The sequence below is a fragment of the Caldibacillus thermoamylovorans genome, assembly GCF_000751775.1.
GTDB classification, from domain to species: Bacteria; Bacillota; Bacilli; order Bacillales; family Caldibacillaceae; genus Caldifermentibacillus; species Caldifermentibacillus hisashii.
The window spans coordinates 88,119-110,151 of record NZ_CCRF01000102.1; the positions used below are offsets into that span (position 1 = coordinate 88,119).

General features: G+C 38.1%; 18 protein-coding genes and 1 pseudogene. 7 read left to right on the forward strand and 12 right to left on the reverse strand.

Annotated elements, in window-relative coordinates:
* Window positions 1–12: 12 nt before the first annotated feature.
* Complete coding sequence (locus BT1A1_RS16735; protein ID WP_034773393.1) at window positions 13–1,257, forward strand: MFS transporter; 1,245 nt, start codon at window positions 13–15, stop codon at window positions 1,255–1,257.
* Window positions 1,258–1,721: 464 nt separating this feature from the next.
* Here BT1A1_RS16735 and BT1A1_RS16740 read toward each other — a convergent pair whose 3' ends face one another.
* On the reverse strand, window positions 1,722–3,386 hold the full coding sequence (locus BT1A1_RS16740; protein WP_034773395.1) for a peptide ABC transporter substrate-binding protein: 1,665 nt from the start codon (window positions 3,384–3,386) through the stop codon (window positions 1,722–1,724).
* Between the two features lie 451 nt (window positions 3,387–3,837).
* Window positions 3,838–5,169 carry a hemolysin family protein gene (locus tag BT1A1_RS16745; RefSeq protein WP_162835731.1) on the reverse strand — a complete coding sequence of 444 codons (1,332 nt, stop codon included), beginning with the start codon at window positions 5,167–5,169 and terminating at the stop codon, window positions 3,838–3,840.
* Window positions 5,170–5,410: 241 nt separating this feature from the next.
* On the opposite strand from BT1A1_RS16745, the gene BT1A1_RS16750 reads away from it, so the two are divergent.
* The 5 genes from BT1A1_RS16750 (at window position 5,411) to BT1A1_RS16770 (ending at window position 10,422) form a co-directional block, all read left to right on the forward strand.
* Window positions 5,411–5,836, forward strand: coding sequence for a universal stress protein (locus BT1A1_RS16750; protein ID WP_034773398.1), 426 nt, complete (start codon window positions 5,411–5,413; stop codon window positions 5,834–5,836).
* A 97-nt stretch (window positions 5,837–5,933) separates the two neighbouring features.
* A complete protein-coding gene (locus BT1A1_RS16755) occupies window positions 5,934–6,119 on the forward strand; it encodes a hypothetical protein (protein WP_034773400.1) in 186 nt (61 codons plus the stop codon).
* A gap of 34 nt (window positions 6,120–6,153) precedes the next feature.
* Entirely contained in the window at window positions 6,154–7,860 is a 1,707-nt protein-coding gene (locus BT1A1_RS16760; protein ID WP_051989209.1) for a DUF6044 family protein, read from the forward strand.
* Between the two features lies 1 nt (window position 7,861).
* Entirely contained in the window at window positions 7,862–8,869 is a 1,008-nt protein-coding gene (locus BT1A1_RS16765) for a glycosyltransferase family 2 protein (protein WP_034773402.1), read from the forward strand.
* A gap of 161 nt (window positions 8,870–9,030) precedes the next feature.
* Window positions 9,031–10,422, forward strand: a complete 1,392-nt coding sequence (locus tag BT1A1_RS16770; RefSeq protein WP_034773405.1) for an L-cystine transporter — start codon at window positions 9,031–9,033, stop codon at window positions 10,420–10,422.
* Window positions 10,423–10,548: 126 nt separating this feature from the next.
* On the opposite strand, the gene BT1A1_RS16775 is transcribed toward BT1A1_RS16770, so the two are convergent.
* The 10 genes and pseudogenes from BT1A1_RS16775 to BT1A1_RS19390 all read right to left on the reverse strand — a co-directional run.
* Window positions 10,549–12,078 carry an acyl-CoA carboxylase subunit beta gene (locus BT1A1_RS16775; protein ID WP_034773407.1) on the reverse strand — a complete coding sequence of 510 codons (1,530 nt, stop codon included), beginning with the start codon at window positions 12,076–12,078 and terminating at the stop codon, window positions 10,549–10,551.
* Between the two features lie 76 nt (window positions 12,079–12,154).
* A complete protein-coding gene (locus BT1A1_RS16780; protein ID WP_034773409.1) occupies window positions 12,155–12,937 on the reverse strand; it encodes an enoyl-CoA hydratase in 783 nt (260 codons plus the stop codon).
* A complete protein-coding gene (locus BT1A1_RS16785; protein WP_034773410.1) occupies window positions 12,915–13,850 on the reverse strand; it encodes a hydroxymethylglutaryl-CoA lyase in 936 nt (311 codons plus the stop codon). The genes BT1A1_RS16780 and BT1A1_RS16785 overlap by 23 nt, the downstream gene beginning before the upstream one ends.
* Window positions 13,851–13,861: 11 nt before the next feature.
* A complete protein-coding gene (locus BT1A1_RS16790) occupies window positions 13,862–14,074 on the reverse strand; it encodes an acetyl-CoA carboxylase biotin carboxyl carrier protein subunit (protein WP_034773412.1) in 213 nt (70 codons plus the stop codon).
* Window positions 14,075–14,224: 150 nt separating this feature from the next.
* Window positions 14,225–15,589, reverse strand: a complete 1,365-nt coding sequence (locus BT1A1_RS16795) for an acetyl-CoA carboxylase biotin carboxylase subunit (RefSeq protein ID WP_034773414.1) — start codon at window positions 15,587–15,589, stop codon at window positions 14,225–14,227.
* Window positions 15,590–15,610: 21 nt separating this feature from the next.
* Window positions 15,611–17,245, reverse strand: coding sequence for an AMP-binding protein (locus tag BT1A1_RS16800; protein ID WP_072012717.1), 1,635 nt, complete (start codon window positions 17,243–17,245; stop codon window positions 15,611–15,613).
* A gap of 160 nt (window positions 17,246–17,405) precedes the next feature.
* Window positions 17,406–18,548 carry an acyl-CoA dehydrogenase family protein gene (locus tag BT1A1_RS16805; RefSeq protein WP_034773416.1) on the reverse strand — a complete coding sequence of 381 codons (1,143 nt, stop codon included), beginning with the start codon at window positions 18,546–18,548 and terminating at the stop codon, window positions 17,406–17,408.
* Window positions 18,549–18,655: 107 nt separating this feature from the next.
* Window positions 18,656–19,300, reverse strand: coding sequence for a TetR/AcrR family transcriptional regulator (locus BT1A1_RS16810; RefSeq protein WP_034773418.1), 645 nt, complete (start codon window positions 19,298–19,300; stop codon window positions 18,656–18,658).
* Between the two features lie 286 nt (window positions 19,301–19,586).
* Complete coding sequence (locus BT1A1_RS16815) at window positions 19,587–20,486, reverse strand: LysR family transcriptional regulator (protein ID WP_034773420.1); 900 nt, start codon at window positions 20,484–20,486, stop codon at window positions 19,587–19,589.
* Window positions 20,487–20,721: 235 nt separating this feature from the next.
* Window positions 20,722–20,934, reverse strand: a pseudogene (locus BT1A1_RS19390) (multidrug ABC transporter ATP-binding protein); the annotation flags it as partial.
* Between the two features lie 149 nt (window positions 20,935–21,083).
* On the opposite strand from BT1A1_RS19390, the gene BT1A1_RS16820 reads away from it, so the two are divergent.
* Window positions 21,084–21,893: a glycosyltransferase family 8 protein gene (locus BT1A1_RS16820; RefSeq protein WP_034773423.1), complete on the forward strand. Its 810-nt coding sequence runs from the start codon at window positions 21,084–21,086 to the stop codon at window positions 21,891–21,893.
* The last annotated feature ends 140 nt before the right edge of the window (window positions 21,894–22,033 follow it).

Consider the following 22,033-nt stretch of genomic DNA (forward strand, 5'->3'; position numbering starts at 1 on the left):
TAAGGTGAGCCAATGAAAAAGTTATCCTTAAACAAGATTCTGGATAATAGGAACTTATTAATAAGCAGTATTGGCGTTTCATCAATTGGTGATACAGTATTTAATATCACGATCATGTGGTTTATTTATCAAGAAACTCAATCAGCCATAAGTACATCAATCATTGGTGTGCTTTGGCATTTAACATCTATCTTTATTAGTCCATTTGCAGGGACTTTCGTGGATCGCCATACTCCAAATAGGGTATTGTTATGGTCTTATTTCGCATCGGGACTAATATGTATATTATTCGTTCTTGGTTATATAATTCTTGAATATAGGGATTTCGTTATATATAGTTCCGTTTTCCTGTTAAATTCTATCAACACATTTATTATGCCAGCCAAGAATCGAACTTTAGGAAAAATAGTTCAAAAAGAAAAAATACCACAGGTCAATGGTTTAATCGTTTCAGTAAACCAAATATCTGATATTATTGGAAATTCAATAAGTGGTTTGCTAATTGGAATATTGGGGTTTGCTGGAAGTATTTTATTTGATTCAATCACATTTTTTATTGCTTCCCTGCTCATCAGTCATTTAAAAATAAAAAGATTAGATAAAGATCAAAATATAACAGGCTTTGTAGAAACTAATCAATATAAAGGGAACTATAAAAAAGATTTAATTGATGGTATCAAATTTATTTTACGACATAGAACAATGGGTAAACTTGTTCTATTAGTATTACTTATAAATATATCTTCTTTAGTAGGTCCACTATATATTATACTTGTTAATGAGCAATTTAAAGGGGGACCTACTGAGTATGGAATATTACAAATATTCGGTGCCCTGGGAAGCATAATAGGGGGATTATCCATAAAATATTTTAATAAACTAATTTCCCCTGGAAAGGGTCTTTTTGTTTCTTGGATAATAGCAGGAATCTTAATGGCGTTTCTCTCCGTAACTTCATTAATGATTGTAGGTTATATAATATTCTTTTTTTACTGTTTCTTTTTAGTATTGGGTAATATCATCTTCTCATCACTAAAGATAGTTCTGGTTGAGGACAAGTACAGAGGAAGAATAGAAGGTGTTACTTACAGTTTATCCTCTATATTAATTCCTTTGTCCACATTATTAGGAGGAATCCTAGCTGAATATACTAATGTTTCAATTGTTTTTACATTTTCTGGACTATGGATCGTATTCGTTGGAATTATTTTCTTTTTTGATAAAGAGCTTAAACAACTAAAACATTTTAAAAATTAAATTTTTTAAACCCATCAAATAAAATGAGATAGTGCTCTCCTTTTGAAAAGTTTTGAGTCTTAGTCTCTTTTTTATATTTTTAACATTTTATAAGATAGTATAAACTATCAAATAGGGTATGAAAAAATTATATATTAAATTAGGGAATTCTACAGTTCACCACGCAAATTCAACAACTACCCCCCGTTATTCAACGGTGACTCCTCGTAATTCAACAGTAAATAGAAAAAATTCTACAGTAAACCGGCATGAATTCATCAGTAAAATTGGAAAATTCTACAATACACCCATCTTATTCAACAGTAAAATCAGGTAATTCAACAGTACACCCCGCGGATTCAACAGCAACCTCCCGTTATTCAACAGCAAGAGCCCATTATTAAAACTCCAGACCCGATTTTGCCGCAGTGCCGGGCACAAAAAAGGTTTCTAAGCACATGGCTTAGAAACCTTTTTTCACAATTTTATTCGGCTACATCTGCCCATTTGTATTCATATGTGGCACCAAATGGATTGATGAAAACGCCTTTTACTCGCGGTGAAATTAATTGTGCTCTTGAAGCTTGATAGATTGGTGCAATTGCTGCATCTTCAAATAGAATTTTTTCAGCTTCCAAGAAATTTTGATAGCGGGCATCATTGTCAGTTGCCAGCGTTGTTACGGTCGCTTTAACCAGTTCATCATATTTTGGATTTGAATAACCCATCCAGTTATTACCGCTATCTGTTGTCCATAAATTCATATATGTGTACGGATCAAGGAAGTCCGGACCCCATCTGGAAACTTGCATTTGATAATCCATATTTGTATCTAAATCAAGCCGTTGTTCTTTCGGTACTTGCTTAATTTTAACCGTTAAGCCTTCCAAATTTGTTTCTAGCTGATTGGCAATATATTCCACCATAATTTTTGTTGTTGCATCATCATCTGCCAACAATTCTAATTCCACTTTGTCTGTTCCGAGTTCCTCTAAACCTTTTGCCCAGAATTGTTTTGCGGCATCCAAATCATATTTCATCAAGTCGCCGCTCACTTCCCGGAAATCTTTACCGGAATCCGGCATTGGTGTGAAGTCTTTTGGAACAAGTCCGTTAGCAACAATGGATCCATTGTTAAGGATTTCTTCAACCAGCGCTTTTTTATCAAATGCTCTGCTGATTGCTGCACGAATATTTGTATTGGCTAAGGCTTCACTTTTTGTTTGGTTGAACTTAATAAAATAGACAAATGTATCCGGCGTTACTGTATAGTCATCATTTGAAGTATATTGGTCAACGAGGTCGGATGTTAAGTCTACCCGGTCAACGGAATTTTCTTCATATAGATTTACTGCCGTTTGCGGATCTTTCACAACCTTGAATGTAAGTTTATCCATTTTTACAGTTTTCGCATCCCAATATTTATCATTTTTTACTAGATTCCATGAGTTGCTTGTGCTTTTCCAATCTTTAATTGTATATGGACCATTTGCCAGTAAAGTATCAGAGCTTGTTGCAAATTTATCGCCTTGTTCTTCAACAAATTTTTGATTTAGTGGCAAGAATGTTCCAAAAGTCGTTAATGATTCAAAATAAGGTGTCGGATTTTCTAATTCTACAATTAATGTATAATCGTCTTCTGCTCTTACACCTAACTGATCAGGCGCCATTTCTCCTTTACTGATTGCAGTCGCATTTTTGATAACCCCGTTCATCATATATGGACCATATTCAGAACCGGTCGCAGGATCAACGGCACGTCTCCAAGCGTATACGAAATCATTTGCTGTTACCGGATCTCCATTTTCCCAAACAGCATCATCTCGGAGTTTGAACGTCCAAGTTAAACCGTCCGGACTAACCTCATGATCAATGGCAATCCCGGGTACCGGTTTCGTGTCCTTATCCAAGCGGTATAAACCTTCCATTGTTGCTGCTAAATAAACAAATGAAGATTCATCCGTAGCAAGTGCCGGGTCCATAGATGGAATGGCTTCCGGATTGATGAAATTAAGAACTTTTTCGGACCCGCTATTTGATTTATTGTCTGCCGTTCCTTTTGTCTCTTCTGCCTTATCACCGGAACATGCCGCAAGAAAAGCAACCAACATACCGGCCAAAAATAGTAGAGACCATTTTTTGATTTTCATTATAGATCCCCCTTTTATCTCAATATAATATTGTTAAAACAACTGGGCCAAAATTAATCAAAACATATACAGTATTCAGATTTCCTAGTCTGTTATTAAGCTATATTAATATAATTTTGGCTGCAGGTTATGTTTAAATATTATAAACTATTATACTATTACTTGTAAACTGCTTTAACAATTAATTTATTTTATTATATTGGTTGTGAATTTAAATAATGTTATATTTATGAGGACTTGAAAATGATTTTTGAATTTTTTGTGAGCAACAATTTTTATGATTGTCATGCAAAATTATTCTTACATAACAAATAAACCCATTCCGCTTGTTTTGGAATGGGTTTTATCTCATTAAGAAGGGTTTAAATCGACCTAGTTAAATATTCAGTTTAGGCACAAGGGAATCCGAGTCACGAGTCCCTATAGACCCGAGCACCCAAGTTCCTTTTATTTAAAAATCGTCTTCTTCTTCATCTTCATCTTTCTCGACTCTGGTAACTAGTACTTTATCGACACGTACATGGTCCATATCGACAACTTCCAAAATTAAATCTTCAATTTCTACTGTATCTTTTATTTTTGGAATGTCCCCGAGGCTCATCGTTATAAACCCGCCGAGTGTATGGAAATTGTTACCGCCACGCAAACTTGGCTCGTCCTCCAAGTCAAAGTAGCGCCGAAATTGATCTATGGAAATTAACCCGTCCGCCAACCATGTATTTTCACTTCTTTGGACAATTTGCGGTTCTTCCTCATCTTCATTTTGCGGTAAGTCCCCGACAATATTTTCCATAAAATCATAAATGGTTACATAGCCTTCGATTCCGCCATATTCATCAATAACAATCGCTTCATGCTGACCAGATTTTTTCAACGCTTCTAATGCTTGGAAAACTTTCATCGGTTCAGGCAATACGATGGTATCTTTGATGCACTCTGACAGGTCGAACGGTTTATTTTCTGATAACTTGGCAAATACATCCTTTGTATGAATAATTCCAAGGAAATTATCCAAACTCCCCTTCCCCACAGGAAAGCGGGAATGATTACTTTCATTCATTCTCTTAATATTTTCTTCAAACGGTTTTTCAATATCAATCCATACAATTTGTGTCCGTGGTGTTAAAATATCGCCGAGCCGTTTATCACCCAAATAAAAAATCTGTTCAACCATATCCTGTTCGATTTCCTCAACTACACCGCTGTATACACCTTGTTCGATTAGTTGGGTAATTTCCTCCTCCGTAACATCCGGTTGGTTTTTCGGCTTTACCCCTAATACTTTTAATACAAATTCGGTAGATTTACTTAAGGTCCATATAAGCGGTTTGCCAATTTTCGCAAAATAATACATCGGTTTGGCAACAAGCAATGCCACCTTTTCCGGATTTGACATTCCTAATCTTTTTGGAACAAGTTCACCGATGATCAACGACAAATAGGTAGTTAACCCAATCACAAGGATAAAACTTAATTGATAACTATAAGGATGTAAAAATGCAACTTTATCCACATAAACAGATAATTGTTCTGCAATTGTTGCACCACCAAAAGCACCTGTAACGACGCCGATTAAGGTAATTCCGATTTGAATGGTCGACAGTAACTGATTCGGATTTTCGGCTAATTTTAAAGCATATTTCGCTTTCCTGTTTCCGTCCTCTTCCAGTTTCTCCAGTCTAGCTTTTCTTGATGTTACAATAGCAATCTCCGTCATGGAAAATATTCCATTAGCAAGGATTAATATAAGAATAATAATAATTGAAACCCACAGACTGTCCAAAAGTACAATCACTTCTCCTTTAGTCGATACTATATGTATAAATTTTAACCTATTCTTCAATATTTTATCATATTCATTTATTGTAATAAAACATTTTGCTACTGTGGAAATTTCGATGATTTTGTGAAATTTTAGAGAAATAAAAGGGTTTACAGCAGAATTTGTTGAATATTGTCAGTAGGGAGCAACTTTTTGCCCTTAATTTACTTGATGGGAGGGAGAAGGGCTAGTCCCCGACAAAATGAGTAAAAAAATAATTGTTCCGATTGATGATTCCATTCATTCACATCACGCGCTTCAATTTGCCTTAAAGATTGCCAAAGAAATGGATGGGGAAATTGTAATCGTAAATGTCCAACCAAATTTGTTTACTCCAAATATTCAACGGTTTATTGCAAAGGGGGAAATTCAACAATATCTTCAACAAATGGCTGACGAAATTTTGGAAAAGGCCTCCGAATTGATAAGTGAGGAAGATGTGCAAGTAGAGAAAATTGTTCGCATTGGCATTCCAAAAGTCGAAATCACCAAACTGGCAAAAGAACTAAATGCGCATCAGATTGTCATGGGCTCTCGCGGTATGGGGCCGGTAAAAAGCGCCGTCCTCGGCAGTGTGAGTATTGGTGTTTTGCAACTAACACCATGCCCGGTAACGATTGTGCCTTAGTTTTCCCTTAAAACGGCAAAATTCCTTTCGTTTCTTTAAGGTTTTATTCTGATTGTCCCTCCCCAATTTAGGGAGCTCTAAGGGGCAATCTTTTTTTATGGGCTTTGAAAAAATAAATTCAAAGTATAACGGCACAAGGAAAGCTTCCGAAAATGGGCCACAACAAGAAAATTTTTTTGGCGAACATCAAGAAGCGAAAAAAGGCTTTCTCACCCGTTCTACTCTTAAACCATATTTATCCTGTATAGGAAAAAGCCGGTTGGGAATAGTAAAAGGGGATTGATTTCACGAATACGCTTTTCAGGAAGGGATTTACAATGGATTTTAACTACGCCTTGGAAAAGAGAGGACTTTTCATCGCCTATCTTTGTATTTTTCTCTTTGTTGCTCCACTGTTTCTACTTGGTGAACATGCACACATTCGTGTTCATGATAATCTCGATTCCAATCTTGCTTGGTATAAAGTACTTGTAAACAGCGGGGAAATGTTTGGACCGGTTAATGCCGTTATTCCACAAGTGATTAACGGTTTGCCCCGCTACGCCTTTGGTTCAGAATGGAGCGGAATTGTCTGGCTCCACGCACTTTTTCCAACAATGACCGCCTATGCCCTTAGTCAAACAATCACCAGAGTTTTTGCCTTTCTCGGGATGTATTTGTTGCTCAAAGAATTTTTCATCAAATCAGACGACGGGCGCATGATTCGAATCGGTGTTTCCCTTGCTTTTGCCCTAACACCGTTTTGGCCATCCGGGATGTTATGTACATTGGGGCACCCGCTCGCTTTATGGGCTTTTTTAAAAATTCGCTCGGGTAAAGACACATGGAAAGAGTGGTTAACGCTTGGTTTACTCCCTTTTTACTCCGGCCTTGTGCTCGGTTTTTTCTTTTTTTTGGTTGCGGTAAGTTTTTTATGGTTATACGACTTATTCAAAACAAGACAAATAAACTGGCGATTTCTTGGTAGCATTGCTTTCATGGGTTCTGTTTTTCTTTTCGTTGAGTACCGACTTGTCTATTCAACAATTTTCAGTGAAGATATCAGTCATCGCGTCGAATTTATTTCTTCTCGTCATGATTTTTTTCGGTCTCTGCGATTGTCCTTAAAAAATTTTTTGCTTGGTCACACCCATGTAATGACCGTACATACAATCGTCATAATACCGATTCTGTTCATTGCACTTATCCTAATGATTTATCGAAAAGAGTGGCGTAAAGAAAAATTATTTATTTTTTTACTTGTACTAAACTATTTGCTTTCTCTTTGGTACGCTCTTTGGTTTAACAATTTATGGATTCCGTTGAAGCAAAGGTATGATATTTTCAACACGTTTAATTTTGCCCGATTTCATTTTTTGCGGCCATTGATCATTTATTTATCTTTTGCCATCGGGTGTTCATATTTATGGAAAATTGGTTTGCGGCGGCTTGTGAAGATAGCTGTAGTTGCACAAATTATTGTTCTCGTTCCTTTCAATGAAGAAATTCATTATCGTTTTATTCACCATACACCGACATTCGAGGAATTTTATGCCGAAAAGCTTTTTTCTGACATCGATCAATATATCGGTAAACCTAAATCTTCTTACCGTGTGGCCAGCATCGGACTCCATCCGGCGGTCGCTCAGTACAACGGCTTTTACACCCTTGATACATATAATAATTTTTACCCGCTTACATATAAATATCAGTTTAGAAAAATAATAAGATATGAACTGGAAAAAAATAAAACCTTACAACGCTATTTTGATGAGTGGGGCAGCCGGTGCTACATTTTTGTCGATGAACTAGGGAAAAAATTTGATTATAAGAAAAGCTCAAAAAAGCGGATTACAAATTTACACTTGGACACAGCGGTGTTTTATGAAATGGGCGGACGCTACCTTTTTTCAAGTGTTCCGATTGACAATGCTGCAGAAAATCATTTAGCTTTGGTAAAAAGTTTTGAGGACGATTTATCGTATTGGAAAATTTATTTATATGCCGTAACATTACCGGAAGAAACAGCTAAGGAGGACATCTAAAGTGGATAAACGGTTACCAATGCTGACAATCATCGTACCTTGTTTTAATGAAGAGGAAGTTTTGCCGGAAACAATTAAACAATTAACCGGATTAATGAATGAGCTATGTGAGGAAAAATTGATCGGAAAACATAGTCGAATTCTTTTTGTCGATGATGGCAGTACAGATCGGACCTGGATGATGATTGCCATGGAAAGTGTGCGGAACCAGTTTGTGACAGGGATTAAATTAGCCCGCAATGTCGGTCATCAAAAGGCGCTCTTGGCCGGTTATTTAAAAGCAAGGGAAAAATGTGATTGTGCCATTTCCATTGATGCCGATTTGCAAGATGATGTCGGTGTTATCAAAGAGTTTATGAAAAATTACCATGAAGGCTACGAAATTGTTTATGGTGTTCGGAAACGGCGGGACACAGATTCCTTTTTTAAACGAACAACCGCCCAAGGATTTTATCGCATGATGAAAAAGTTAGGTATTGACCTTGTTTATAACCATGCCGATTTCCGCTTATTAAGTAAACGTGCATTAGATGAGTTAGCCCGTTATCCGGAGAATAATCTCTTTTTAAGGGGGATTCTCCCTTTACTTGGTTTCCGATCCACAAAAGTATTTTACGACCGGAAAGAACGGCTGGCCGGGAAGACAAAATATCCTTTGAGAAAAATGATTTCCTTTGCTTTAGACGGACTTACTTCATTTAGTGTACGCCCCATCCGATTTATAACGATACTTGGAATCATCTTATTTTCTGTCAGTATACTTTTAGGCAGCTTTACTATTTTCAACCATGCTATATTTGGTTTGAATGGCACTGTCCTTTCCCTTTGGGTACTCGGTTCTCTTCAACTCATTGCCCTTGGAACTGTCGGTGAATATATTGGGAAAATTTTTATTGAAGTGAAAAACCGACCAAAGTATGCCGTTGAAATTGATTTATTTACGAAATCAATGGTGGAGCGACTGGATCGAAAAATGGATGAAAGCTATTTTTTAAAGTATAAAAGTTAATTGATAACCTTTTTGCCAAAAATGAAAAAATGCATCCCCGTCTTTGTTGTAATTTTTTATCTCTTACTTTACCAATCGGATTTAAGGTATTATAATATATGTACCTTAAAAAGGAAAAACTACTGATCATTTATTAATGAGTCAGTATAGAGGGGGCTATCATGGATACTTTACTTGTTATTATAAATATTATCGCTCTTTTTGCCTTAATTGCTCTTTTATTCACGATGCAAAAGAAGCATGTATCTTTTTCAAAACGTGTTTTTACCGGGCTTGGGCTTGGAATTGTTTTCGGATTTATTATTCACTTGCTTTACGGAACAACATCGAATATTACGACGCAAACAATTGACTGGTTTAATATTGTCGGATCCGGTTATGTAAAATTATTGCAAATGATCGTTATGCCGCTCGTTTTTATTTCTATTGTTGGGGCATTTACGAAAGTGCAATTGACGAAAAATCTTGGCAAAATCAGTTTCTTGGGTATTGGGATTTTACTCGTTACAACCGGGATTGCTGCAGCCATCGGGATTGCCTCAGCCCTCGGTTTCGGTTTACAAGGGACTGAACTGACTGCCGGAGAAGCTGAAAATGCACGGAATGAAGCTTTGACTGAAAATGTAAAAATGGTTCAAGATATGACCATTCCACAACAAATTCTTTCATTTATTCCGGCAAATCCTTTTGATGATTTGACTGGTTCACGACCGACATCAACAATCGCTGTCGTTATTTTTGCATCCTTTGTAGGAATTGCTTATTTAGGTGTAAGAAGAAAACAACCGGAGCCAGCTGAACTTTTCAGAAAAATTGTTGAAGCTTTATATGCCATTACCATGCGGATTGTCACATTAATTTTACGGTTAACACCATATGGCGTTTTGGCTTTAATGACAAAAATGACGGCTACAAGTGACTATGGGGCAATCGTAAAACTCGGTAAATTTGTCGTCGCTTCTTATGTTGCCATTATTGTCATGTTCCTTGTTCATTTATTATTGATTAGTCTGGTAAAATTAAGTCCGGTTACCTATATGAAAAAGGCGTTTCCGACTTTGACATTTGCCTTTACATCCCGCTCCAGTGCCGGGACTTTGCCATTGAACATAAAAACACAGACAGACAGTTTCGGTGTTTCTGAAGCTATTGCCAATTTCGTCGGACCGTTTAGTTTATCAATCGGGCAAAACGGGTGTGCCGGCATTTATCCGGCGATGCTTGCCATTATGGTTGCACCGACTGCAGGAATCGACCCGTTTAATCCGGCTTTCATTTTATCGGTCATTGCCGTTGTTGTCATTAGCTCTTTTGGTGTCGCCGGTGTCGGTGGCGGGGCAACATTTGCATCGTTAATTGTTTTATCTGTATTGAATCTTCCTATTGCGATTGTCGGTTTATTGATCTCGGTTGAACCGCTGATTGACATGGGGCGTACCGCTTTAAACGTAAGCGGCAGTATGACGTCCGGTATTTTGACAAGTAAAATAACCGGTGAATTAAATAAAGATATCTACAATGATAAAAGCCGCAATGACTTTGTAGAAGCTTAATATTGAAAGACCAGATCCGCTAAAATAGGGATCTGGTTTTTTCTTTTTACGAAAAATTTACCCGATAATCATATTTTGTACGGGACAAGTATGCTCTCGTTAACATGTTCTTTTTGGATGTTATTATTAAACCGGACTAACTCCATGTTTTCGTTCCGTAAATACTTGATACTTCGACATATAAGCATGTAATCGTGATATTAACGCGGATCGCAATTCATTTGGTTCAATTACATCATCAACGACTAACTCGGAAGCAAGGCGATAAATATCAATTTCTTCACGATATTCTTCCCGTTTTTGGTTAATAAATGCAGCTTGTTCTACTTTTGGAAGTTGCGCGATTTTATTGGCATATACCGCATTGACCGCCGCTTCCGGACCCATTACCGCTATTTGCGCAGTTGTTAAGGCAATACAGCAATCGGGTTCAAAAGCGGGACCTGCCATGGCATATAACCCGGCACCATATGCTTTTCTAACAATAACCGTTATCTTTGGAACGGTTGCTTCACTCATGGCAAAAATCATTTTCGCACCATGGCGAATGATGCCTGCTTTTTCTACTTGTGTGCCAATCATAAATCCCGGTACATCTGCAAAAAAAATCAAGGGAATATTGAAAGCATCGCATAGGCTAATGAATTTTGCCGCTTTATCTGCTGAATCGTGGAACAAAACCCCGCCTTTTACACGCGGCTGGTTCGCAATGATGCCAACCGGCTGACCGTCCATACGTGCCAAACCGGTAATGATTTCAGGTGCAAATAGTTTCTTTATCTCACAGAAAGAGTCTTCATCAATCATACAGTCAATCAAATCGTACATATTAAATGGCGTGTTTTGATTTTTTGGTATCAGTTCATCTATTTCTTTTTTAAAATTAGCCGGCGGTTTTGGCGCTTCTGCTTTTGGTTTTTCCCGATAGTTGTTTGGGAAGTAACGGATATAATTTCGAGCATAACGAATGGCTTCTTCTTCGGTTTTCGCTAAGACGTCTCCACATCCGGATATCGTACAATGCATTTTTGCCCCGCCCATTGTCTCTAAATCTACTTTTTCTCCAATGACCATTTCCGCCATACGGGGGGAACCTAAGTACATGGAGGCATTGCCCTCTACCATAATCACAATATCGCAGAATGCCGGGATGTAGGCACCGCCCGCCGCGGATGGGCCGAATAAAATACAAATTTGCGGAATCTTTCCGGATAGTTTAACTTGATTATAAAAAATACGCCCTGCCCCGCGTCTGCCCGGAAACATTTCTATTTGATCGGTAATCCGAGCACCTGCTGAATCAACTAAATAAAACAACGGGCAATTTAGTTTGTCTGCTGTTTCTTGAATACGAATAATTTTTTCAACTGTTCTTTTCCCCCAGGAACCTGCCTTTACTGTTGAGTCATTAGCCATAACACAAACCGTGCGGCCGTGGATTTTACCAATTCCTGTTACTACGCCATCTGCAGGTAGGTCGCCTGCCAAACAATTTGCGTATAAACCGTCTTCAAATTCAATATTGTCATCGAACAATAGTTTTAGTCGTTCCCGGACAAATAATTTCCCTTGTTCTTTGTTTTTTTCGTGATACTTTGGATGACCGCCTTTTAAAATTTCCTCCTTTAAATTTTTTGTTGTGATAACGTCATTCATTTCACTTCCCCCTTTGTCTGCAACTGCCTGCAAAATTAAACTTAATACAGCGTTAATTTCCGGTCATATGAAGTAGCTACTTACCTACATATTGCGGCTGGCGTTTTTCTTGAAATGCTTGTAATCCTTCGAGCCTGTCCGCTGTACGTAGAAGCTCGTTATAAGCAAGTGCCTCAATTTTTAAACCCGTTTTCAAGTCGGCATCCATACCATGATTAATGGCCGTTTTTGCCTGTATTAGTGATAATGGAGCATTTTTGGCAATCTCGAGCGCCAGTTCATGGGCTTTTTCCATTAATTGCTCAGGTTCATAAACATACTCCACAATGCCAAGCCGGTAAGCCTCATCTGCTGAAATCCTTCTAGCCGTATAAATCAATTCCTTCGCACGACCCATTCCGATTAAACGCGGCAATCTTTGTGTTCCACCCGCACCGGGAATAATGCCCAGCGATGTTTCTGTTAAACCGATTTTGGCATTTTTACCGGCTATCCGAAGATCACATGCAAGTGCTAACTCAAGTCCGCCGCCAAATGCGACCCCGTTCAAAACCGCAATAACCGGCTGCGGTAAATCTTCTACTTGTTGAATGGTTGAGCCAATAAGTGAGACCGTTTGCTTTACTTGATGCTCATCCATCCCTTTCCGCTCTTTCAAATCAGCACCTGCGCAAAATGCTTTTTCCCCTTCACCGATAATTAGCACGACACGTATATCGCGATTATAATGAAGTGCTTTCAGTGTATCGCTCAATTCTGTTAATAACTGAATCGACATGGCATTGGCAGCTTCGGGTCTTGTTAATGTAATGACACCGACCCAGTTTTTATAAATGTCAAACCGTATGTTTACTGTCACTGTGGGCTAACCCCCTTTTACCCCTGGCAATTTCTAGTTGTTTTGATCCTAATTTTCGACCAATTTTTTCTTCTATAAAAAATGCACTTGCTAAGATTGCATCCATGTTCACCCCTGTTTCAATGCCCATTTCAGTTAATAAATATAGCAAGTCTTCTGTCGCTACATTTCCTGTTGCTCCTTTTGCATAAGGACAACCGCCAAGACCACCAACTGAACTGTCAAAAATTGTTATCCCCATTTCAAGTGATTTTACGATATTGGCGAGTGCCGTACCCCTTGTATCATGAAAATGCATGGCAAAAACATTCGGTGGATACTCGTTGAATAAACGCGCTAATAATTTCTCTACCTGCGTTGGTACAGCTACACCAATCGTATCCCCGAGCGATACCTCTGTGACACCCATGTTAAATAGGGCATCGACAACTTTTAACACTTGCTCCGGTTCAATATATCCTTCATAAGGGCAACCGATTACCGTTGAAACATATCCCCGGACAGATCGGTTGGCTTTTAACCCTTCTTGAACAACTTCTTTCAAAATAGGGATTGTTTCATCTATCGTTTTATTTATATTGTTTTTATTATGAGTTTCAGAAGCCGATAAAAAGACACTTACCTCATCCACTTCCGCTTCAAGAGCACGAATAAGCCCTCGCATATTCGGGACCAGTGCGGCATATGTGATTGTTTGATTACGCTTAATCGATTGAAGAACATCCTTTGCATCAGCAAGTTGCGGAATCCATTCCGGGTGAACAAAAGATGTCACTTCGATATATTTTAGCCCCGATTCACTTAACTGATTAATGAATGAGATTTTATCTTCAGTTAAAATTTTTTGTTTTTCATTTTGAAGTCCATCTCTCGGTCCTACTTCTTTCATGACAACTTGACGTGGAAGGTTCACTCGCATCCCCCCTACTCAATTTCTAAAAGGTCATCTTCTTCATTGACGAACATGCCTTCTTGGACAATAATTCTTTTCACGACTCCATCACTTTCCGCTGAAATTGGGATCTCCATTTTCATTGACTCTAAAATGACCACATCTTGGCCTGCTTTTACCTCTTCCCCTTCTGAAACGACGATTTTCCAAACGGTTCCTGCCATACTTGCCTTTATTTTTGTCATTTCTATCCCCTCCAAATAATAAGAACTACGCGATTGCCTGGCTTTTGCGTGTCGTGAATAGTTCTCCGCCGGCATCTTTGCATGAATCTAGCGTATAAAGGAAAACAGGGAGAAGGCTCCCGTTTATATTTTTATAATGGAATCCTTCTCTTACTTACTCTTGATTTCTTGAATTTTTGGCAAATAATAGTTTTCTACAAAACTCGTAGTTGGATATCCTTTTAAAAACAGTTCATGGCTTACTGTTTCAATCAACATAGGTATATTTGTTTTAATCCCTCCTACTTTGTAATGATGGAGAGCGTCTAGCAAGCGCTTACAAGCCTCGTCCCGGTCTTTACCCCAAGCAATTAGTTTTGCTATCATCGGATCATAGAATGGTGTAACCACAGTTCCCGCTTCAATGGCGCATTCATGCCTGATACCCGGTCCTTGTGGTAATTGCAAACCCGTTATTTTACCCGGTGATGGGAAAAATGTTTTTGGATCCTCTGCATAAATTCTTACTTCAATGGCATGCCCTTTTCTCTCAATATCTTCTCGTTGAAATGAAAGAGACTCTCCTGCTGCGATTTTTATCTGCTCAGCAACTAAATCTAATCCTAAAATTTCTTCTGTTACCGGATGTTCAACTTGCAATCTTGTATTTACCTCTAAAAAATAGAAGTTTTGCTTTGAATCAACTAAAAATTCAATTGTGCCGGCATTTGTATAACCAATATATTTTGCAGCACGGACAGCAGCTTCTTGCATTTTTGCCCTTGTTGCTTCCGAGATAAATGGTGATGGTGCTTCTTCCACTACTTTTTGGTTACGCCTTTGAATTGAACATTCCCTTTCAAATAGTGGGACAACATTTCCATAGGAATCTGCAATTATTTGAATTTCCACATGGTGAGGATCTTCAATAAGTTTTTCTATATACATTGTGCCGTCGCCGAAAAATGATTCTGCCCGCTTCTTATTCCCTTCGTAAGCCTTTACAAGTTGATCCGAATTATCAATCCGCTGCATGCCAATTCCGCCACCCCCGGCAGATGCTTTTAACATGATTGGATAACCGATTTTTTCAGCAGCTTGACATGCCGCTTCCGTATTTTCAAGGGCAATATCCATCCCTTCAATAATGGGAATACCAGCTTCTTTCATTTTTTTCCGCGCTTCTAATTTACTCCCCATTGAAGCAATTACTTCCGGTGAAGGTCCGATAAAAGTGAGTCCGGCATCTAAACAACTTTGAGCAAACGTTGCATTCTCCGACAGTAGCCCGTAACCCGGATGAATCGCCTCTGCATGAGATTCCTTGGCAATTTCAATAATTTTTTCAATATTTAAATAGCTTTGGGCAACTGGAGGTTTTCCGACTAAGTATGCTTCATCTGCCTCCTTGACATATAGCGACTGAGCATCGGCCTCTGAATAGATGGCAACGGTTTGAATATTTAATTTTCGGCACGTGCAAATAATTCGCCGTGCAATTTCACCACGGTTGGCAATTAAGATTTTTTTAAACAATGACGACTCCCTCCTTATCACTTATTTTATGAAACGGTTCACTTGTTCTCTCAATCTAAACTTTTGAATTTTCCCGGAAGCTGTCATTGGGTAGCTGTCTGTAAAAATAATGTACTTTGGAATTTTATTGCGGGCTATTTTATTTCTACAGTAATTTTTTATTTCTTCTTCTGATGCTGATTCTCCTTCACGTAAAATAATAAAAGCGGCTACCTCTTCACCATACTTGTCATCAGGCACACCAACGACTTGCACATCGAGAATTTTCGGATGTGTATATAAAAACTCTTCAATTTCACGCGGATATATGTTTTCACCACCGCGAATAATCATATCTTTCAAGCGACCGGTAATACGGACGTAGCCGTTTTCATCCATCGTTGCTAAATCACCCGTATGTAACCAATGCTCTGCATCAATAACTTCCCCGGTTGCTTCGGGATTGTTATAATATCCTTTCATTACGTGGTAACCGCGTGTGCAAAGTTCCCCTTGCGCACCGGGCGGTACTTCGGTATCTGTTCCCGGTTCAACAATTTTTACTTCAACATTTGGTAATGCGCAGCCGACTGTTTCAACCCGTAATTCCAAAGGGTCATTCGTACGCGTTTGCGTGATCACCGGTGAAGATTCCGTTTGGCCGTAACAAATGGTAATGTCGGTCATTCCCATTTTCTGAATAACGGCCTTCATCACTTCAACCGGACAGTTGGAACCGGCCATTACCCCTGTTCGTAACGATGAAAGATCAAAATCGTCAAAATTAGGTAAATTTAACTCACTGATAAACATTGTTGGCACACCGTGAAGTGCTGTACATTTCTCTTTTTCTACCGTTCTTAACACTTCTTCAGGATTAAATTCTTGTACAGGTACCATCGTTCCTCCACAGGTTGTTATGGCCAATGTACCAATCACACAACCGAAACAATGGAAGAAAGGTACCGGAATGCATAAGCGGTCATCCTTTGTTAATTTCATACATTCGGCGATGTTCACTGCATTGTTAATTAAGTTATAGTGGGTTAACATGACCCCTTTTGGAAAACCTGTTGTCCCTGATGTATATTGAATATTAATGACATCATCATAGTGTAATGTTGCTTTTCTTTCCGCCAATTGTTCGTCCGTAATCTGTTCTGCAGCATTGAGGATGTCGGACCAGTTAAAGGTTCCATCATAACGGTTTTCGCCTAAAACAATGACATTTTTTAGCTTTGGTAACCGTTTGGATTGCAATTGACCAGGCTCAGATGTTTTTAACTCGGGACATATTTCATAAACAGTATCAATAAAGCGATGATCACGATATTGTTCAATGAGAATCAGTGTTGTCGAATCCGACTGTTTTAATAAATATTCCAGCTCACGGGCTCTATAATTCGTGTTTACAGTTACGAGAGGCGCACCCATTTTCCCTGTTGCAAATTGGAGACTTACCCACTCGGGAACGTTTGTTGTCCATACAGCCAGATGGTCGCCTTTTTCAATACCGAGGGCCATCAAGCCTTTTGCCACTTTGTCTGAGAGATTATCAAGTTGCTGATAAGTTAAGCGCAAATCACGATCAGTATAAACAAGCGCTTCTTGGTTTGGATGTTGATTCGCTTTTTCTTCAATCAATTGGCCGATTGTTGAAAAAATCAGATCTGCCATTGTATCCCCCCTAATATACTTTTCATTCGTCTACTAACATGCTATTGTTCTTGTCGGTAACTTCTTCTGCTTGAGCTACTAAAATACTTTTTTTACTAACATCTAAAGGTCGCCGGTAACTTCTTCTTTTCGGGCCACCATTATCTTGTTCGTTTTTCTACTAACATCCAATTAATCTGGAAATAACCACTCTTTGAATCTCTGATGTTCCTTCTCCAATTTCCATTAACTTAATGTCACGTAAATGTCTTTCCACATCGTATTCAGCCATGTACCCGTAGCCGCCATGGATTTGAATCGCTTGGTTACAAACTCTAAAACCCATTTCGGAAGCAAATAATTTTGCATATGCCGCTTCTTTGCTAAATGGTTTGTTGTTATCCTTGAGCCACGCTGCTTTGTACAACATATTTCTCGCTAATTCAATTTCCATAGCCATATCAGCAAGTTTAAATTGAATGGCTTGGAACTTTGAAATTGAACGACCAAATTGGACTCTTTCCTTTGCGTATGCAAGCGCTTTCTCGAAGGCTGCTTGAGCAATACCGACTGATAAGGCAGCTATTGAAATTCGTCCGCCATCCAATGTATTTAAAAATTGACTAAATCCTCTTTGCGGGTCTCCAAGTACATTTTCTTTCGGTACACGAACATTTTCTAACACGATTTGAGAGGTGTTTGATGCCCGAACACCCATTTTTTGATAATCAGATGTAATCGTCATACCGGGAGCATCTGTCGGTACAATAAGTGCAGTTATAATCTTCTTCCCATCTTCCCTTTCACCGGTTACCGCAGTAATAATTACTTGCCGAGCATAACTTGCATTGGTAATCCAACATTTTTCTCCGTTAATCACATATTCATCCCCATCAAGAACGGCTTTTGTTCTCGCCCCGCCGGCATCAGAACCGGCATTAGGTTCCGTTAACCCGAATGATCCTAATGCTTTTCCTTGCGCCATAGGTACCAGCCATTCTTGTTTTTGCTCCTCTGTCCCAAAGTTATAAATGGGGGATGCACCTAAGCTAACGGCCGCCGCATAACTTAATCCTGTACCTCCGCAAGCTTTACCGATCTCTTCAACGGCAATTACATATGAAATGGTATCCCCACCGGAACCCCCATATTTTTCCGGAAAAGGAATCCCCATTAAACCCAATTTACCCATTTTCTGAAACGTGTCGAGTCTGAAGGAATGTGTTTCATCCAGTTCTCTCGCATATGGTTTTACTTCCTTTTCCGCGAAGTCTCTTACCATATCTCGAATCATTAGCTGTTCTTTCGTTAATTCAAAATTCATTCTCTCCCAACCCCTTTTTCAGTGATCGACCAGGCGGTATTCTTAAAGAAAGGTTATTGCTAAGACCGACCAGTCGGTTTGTTCAACAGTTAAAAACAAAAAAATATTTACTTTTCGCTGACAATTTCCTTCTTCCCTAATAATTGGTTTTGCTCACTTGCTTCTGTAAGGCCTTCTTCTGTGGCTATAGAATGTAAGATGAGATCTCTGAAAACATCGCCAATTTGCTCTATCGACAACGGACCATCACGTTTATACCATTTATACGACCAGTTTATCATCCCGATAATGGACATCGTTGCAATATTGGCAGGCACTTCTCTTCTGAAGTCTCCTCTTTCTTGCCCTTCTTTTATCACCCTTTCGATAAGTTTCCGATACTGATCACGTTTTTCGTTAATCACTTCTTTATACGCAGCTTGTAAATAGGCACTTTCTTGATAGAAAACCGTGATATAAGGATTATAGACATCAAATACTTTAATAAAGGAATGTAACATGCCGCATAATCTTAAAATAGGTGTTTCATATTCATCGTATGTTTCCTGTGCTTTTTTTATGACGTACGAAATAAATACATCATGAATTTCATATAACAGTTCATCCTTTGATTTAAAGTAATGATAAAATCCCCCTTTTGAAGTATTGGCCTTTTCCACTATTTGTTCAACTGTTACACCATGATATCCATTTTTTTGAAACAGTTCTAGTGAGCTTTCCAGTATGCGCTGCTTCAAAGCCTTTTTTTCCATAGTTTGTTTACCTTTCTTATAAAAACAAATAAGTTTTACTGACATTTTCCAAAGATTTACCGGTAAACTTTTTACACATGATGTATGAAACTTCTACTTTGACCATGTTTATTTTCCCGGCATTGCATTATTGGATTAAAATTATGCATATTCACTCTCTACTTTGCTTTTTAATCAGCCCCTTTTTCCTATACTTAAGGCAATCTTACCGAAAATTTTTTTATTAGTGAAATATCTATTTCGAATATTATTCATTCAATTTTCGAATAAATCCGCATTTATTATTTTAAAATATTTTTTGCCAAGACCAAATTTCTGTTTGAATAACGGTTAATAATTCTTTTAATGCGTAAGATTGATAACTGTCTTTGAGGGTGACAATTCCTAATTGCCACATTAATTGATTTGTTTCAAACGGGATAATTTTTACGTTTTTATTTGTTTGTTTTGCATAGATTGCTTTTGGTAAAATTGTTATTCCTAAGTTTAATGCTATTAATTCAAAAATTAAATCCCACTGTGAACTTTTATAAGCGATTTGTGGTTGGAATCCTTCGCTTTGACATGCACGAATGACAAAATCATGCAGGGCAAACTCGGCTGTAAATGTAATAAACTGCTCATTTTTTAATTCCGGAAGAGTCACAGCTGAACGGCTCGCTAATGGGTGTTCTGCATTTACATAGACTACAAATTCATTTTCAAAAAAAGGCAAAATGGTAAATTGTTCGTTTTCAACCGGTAATACAACAATTGCTAAATCAACTTCCCCGGATAGTACAAGTTCTCCGATTAACTTTGCCCCTTTCTCAACCAGTTCCAGCGTGATGTTAGGATATTTTTCATGGAATTTACGGGCAATTTCAGGGAAAAATAATGTGCCTATTAAAGGCGGGATGCCAAATTTGATCTTCCCAGACTTTACGTTTCTTACATCTTGAATGGAGCGTTCCAATTCTAACACAGAATGTAAAATTTTTTGGGCATGTTCGTATACGACTCCCCCGATATCAGTAAGTTGGAGTTGTCTCGTTGTTCGACAAAGAAGATCAGCTTTCAAGGATGCCTCCAGTTTTTGAATACTTTTACTTAATGTTGGCTGGGAAATGTAAAGGGCCTCTGCAGCTCTCGTAAAATTCCCATATTGAACAACCGCAACGAATGCCTGTAAATCCCTAAGTTCCATTCCGTTACCCCCTCATACAAGTAAGCGAACAAGTTTTATAATTGGCAGGAAGATGTCCTTTCAACTTGTGAGACGTGCCTTTTTCCCGGCCCACCCTTTGATTCATAAACAACGCATGTCACCCCGTGGCGATTGCCCGGCCGGTGCTCGACTGGTAAATGTCCATCAACCGGTGATTCATACACAAGGCAAGAATTCCCACAAACGCCCCCCTTCAACCGACAATCCATAAAGCTTTCATTTTAGTGTTAATTACAAATAAAACGAATAAAGCAATGCTAACCGAAAGAATAGTGGACCAATTCCCCTTTGGCAACAGCGAATCAATGAACCATTGAACAGCTAAAGGGAAGGCAAGCTCGAGAATGGCAACAACAACCGCACTACTGAAGTCAATCAAAAATAATTTTTTATGGGGTTTATAGTATGATAGAAAACGACGAATTATGTTTTTCTCCTTTTTTTATGCTTACGTTTTTATTCTTATTTTATCGTATAATACGATCATTGACTATTCCTGTACTCTCCTTCTATATGTTAGAATGAATGAGTAAGCGTAAATAAGGAAAATGTTGGATGAAGTGAGGTTCTACTCCAATGATTAATATTCTTGTTACATTAAACGCAAATTATCTTCACCCTTTGAAAGTTTTACTGAAGTCATTATTTCATCATAACCCCAAAGAAAAGTTCTCTATCTATTTGATGCATTCTAATCTCAACCAATATGATCTGGATGGATTACATCAGTTTATTACCGAACACCAACACCAGTTCTATCCAATTTTTATTGATCGGGATTATTTTAAAGAGGCACCCGTGTTCCGCCATTACTCAACAGAAATGTACTATCGATTAGCAGCCCATGAATTTCTTCCTAAAACTATTGACCGGGTTCTATACTTAGACCCTGATATTGTCACCATCAATCCGATTGGTTCTTTTTATCGGACTAATTTTGAAAACAATCTATTTATTGCGTCTGAGCATGAGTTTCCGACAAAAATAGTTCAACCAATCAATAAAATTCGTTTAAAAACGCCTTTAACAAAAGGATACTTCAATACCGGGGTACTATTAATGAATGTCGCCTTAATGCGCGATCTTGTTCACTTGGATGAAATATATCAGTATATTGAAAAGAACAAATTTAAATTGGTTTTACCGGATCAAGATGTTTTAAATGCTCTCTATTGGGATAAAATTAAGCCCGTTGACAGTTATCGATATAATTATGATGCCCGCTACTTTGAGTTTGCAAAGTTTTACCAATCCGATAAAAATAATCTTGAATGGATTAAAAAACATACATTATTTATCCATTACTGCGGCAAGGATAAACCTTGGCATGATGATTATAAGGGAAAATTGGGCGTATTTTATCAAAAATTTGAACAAATGATATAATAAGGATTACAATAAAATGGAACTTCCATCAGGGGAACTTATCTTCCTCCTTTATATTTTTGTTTTCCCTTAGACGACATGACCGTTTGTGCGGGGCAATTAATTGTACATAATATGACTTATATTACCTGTTTAGGAGA

Excerpts from the sequence above, each read along its gene's own strand:
- BT1A1_RS16800 (WP_072012717.1), bottom strand. The coding sequence starts at position 17,245 with ATGGCAGATCTGATTTTTTCAACAATCGGCCAATTGATTGAAGAAAAA.
- BT1A1_RS16805 (WP_034773416.1), bottom strand. The coding sequence starts at position 18,548 with ATGAATTTTGAATTAACGAAAGAACAGCTAATGATTCGAGATATGGTA.
- BT1A1_RS16750 (WP_034773398.1), top strand. The coding sequence starts at position 5,411 with ATGAGTAAAAAAATAATTGTTCCGATTGATGATTCCATTCATTCACAT.
- BT1A1_RS16755 (WP_034773400.1), top strand. The coding sequence starts at position 5,934 with ATGGGCTTTGAAAAAATAAATTCAAAGTATAACGGCACAAGGAAAGCT.
- BT1A1_RS16810 (WP_034773418.1), bottom strand. The coding sequence starts at position 19,300 with ATGGAAAAAAAGGCTTTGAAGCAGCGCATACTGGAAAGCTCACTAGAA.
- BT1A1_RS16815 (WP_034773420.1), bottom strand. The coding sequence starts at position 20,486 with ATGGAACTTAGGGATTTACAGGCATTCGTTGCGGTTGTTCAATATGGG.
- BT1A1_RS16740 (WP_034773395.1), bottom strand. The coding sequence starts at position 3,386 with ATGAAAATCAAAAAATGGTCTCTACTATTTTTGGCCGGTATGTTGGTT.
- BT1A1_RS16770 (WP_034773405.1), top strand. The coding sequence starts at position 9,031 with ATGGATACTTTACTTGTTATTATAAATATTATCGCTCTTTTTGCCTTA.
- BT1A1_RS16820 (WP_034773423.1), top strand. The coding sequence starts at position 21,084 with ATGATTAATATTCTTGTTACATTAAACGCAAATTATCTTCACCCTTTG.
- BT1A1_RS16775 (WP_034773407.1), bottom strand. The coding sequence starts at position 12,078 with ATGAATGACGTTATCACAACAAAAAATTTAAAGGAGGAAATTTTAAAA.
- BT1A1_RS16760 (WP_051989209.1), top strand. The coding sequence starts at position 6,154 with ATGGATTTTAACTACGCCTTGGAAAAGAGAGGACTTTTCATCGCCTAT.
- BT1A1_RS16790 (WP_034773412.1), bottom strand. The coding sequence starts at position 14,074 with ATGACAAAAATAAAGGCAAGTATGGCAGGAACCGTTTGGAAAATCGTC.
- BT1A1_RS16735 (WP_034773393.1), top strand. The coding sequence starts at position 13 with ATGAAAAAGTTATCCTTAAACAAGATTCTGGATAATAGGAACTTATTA.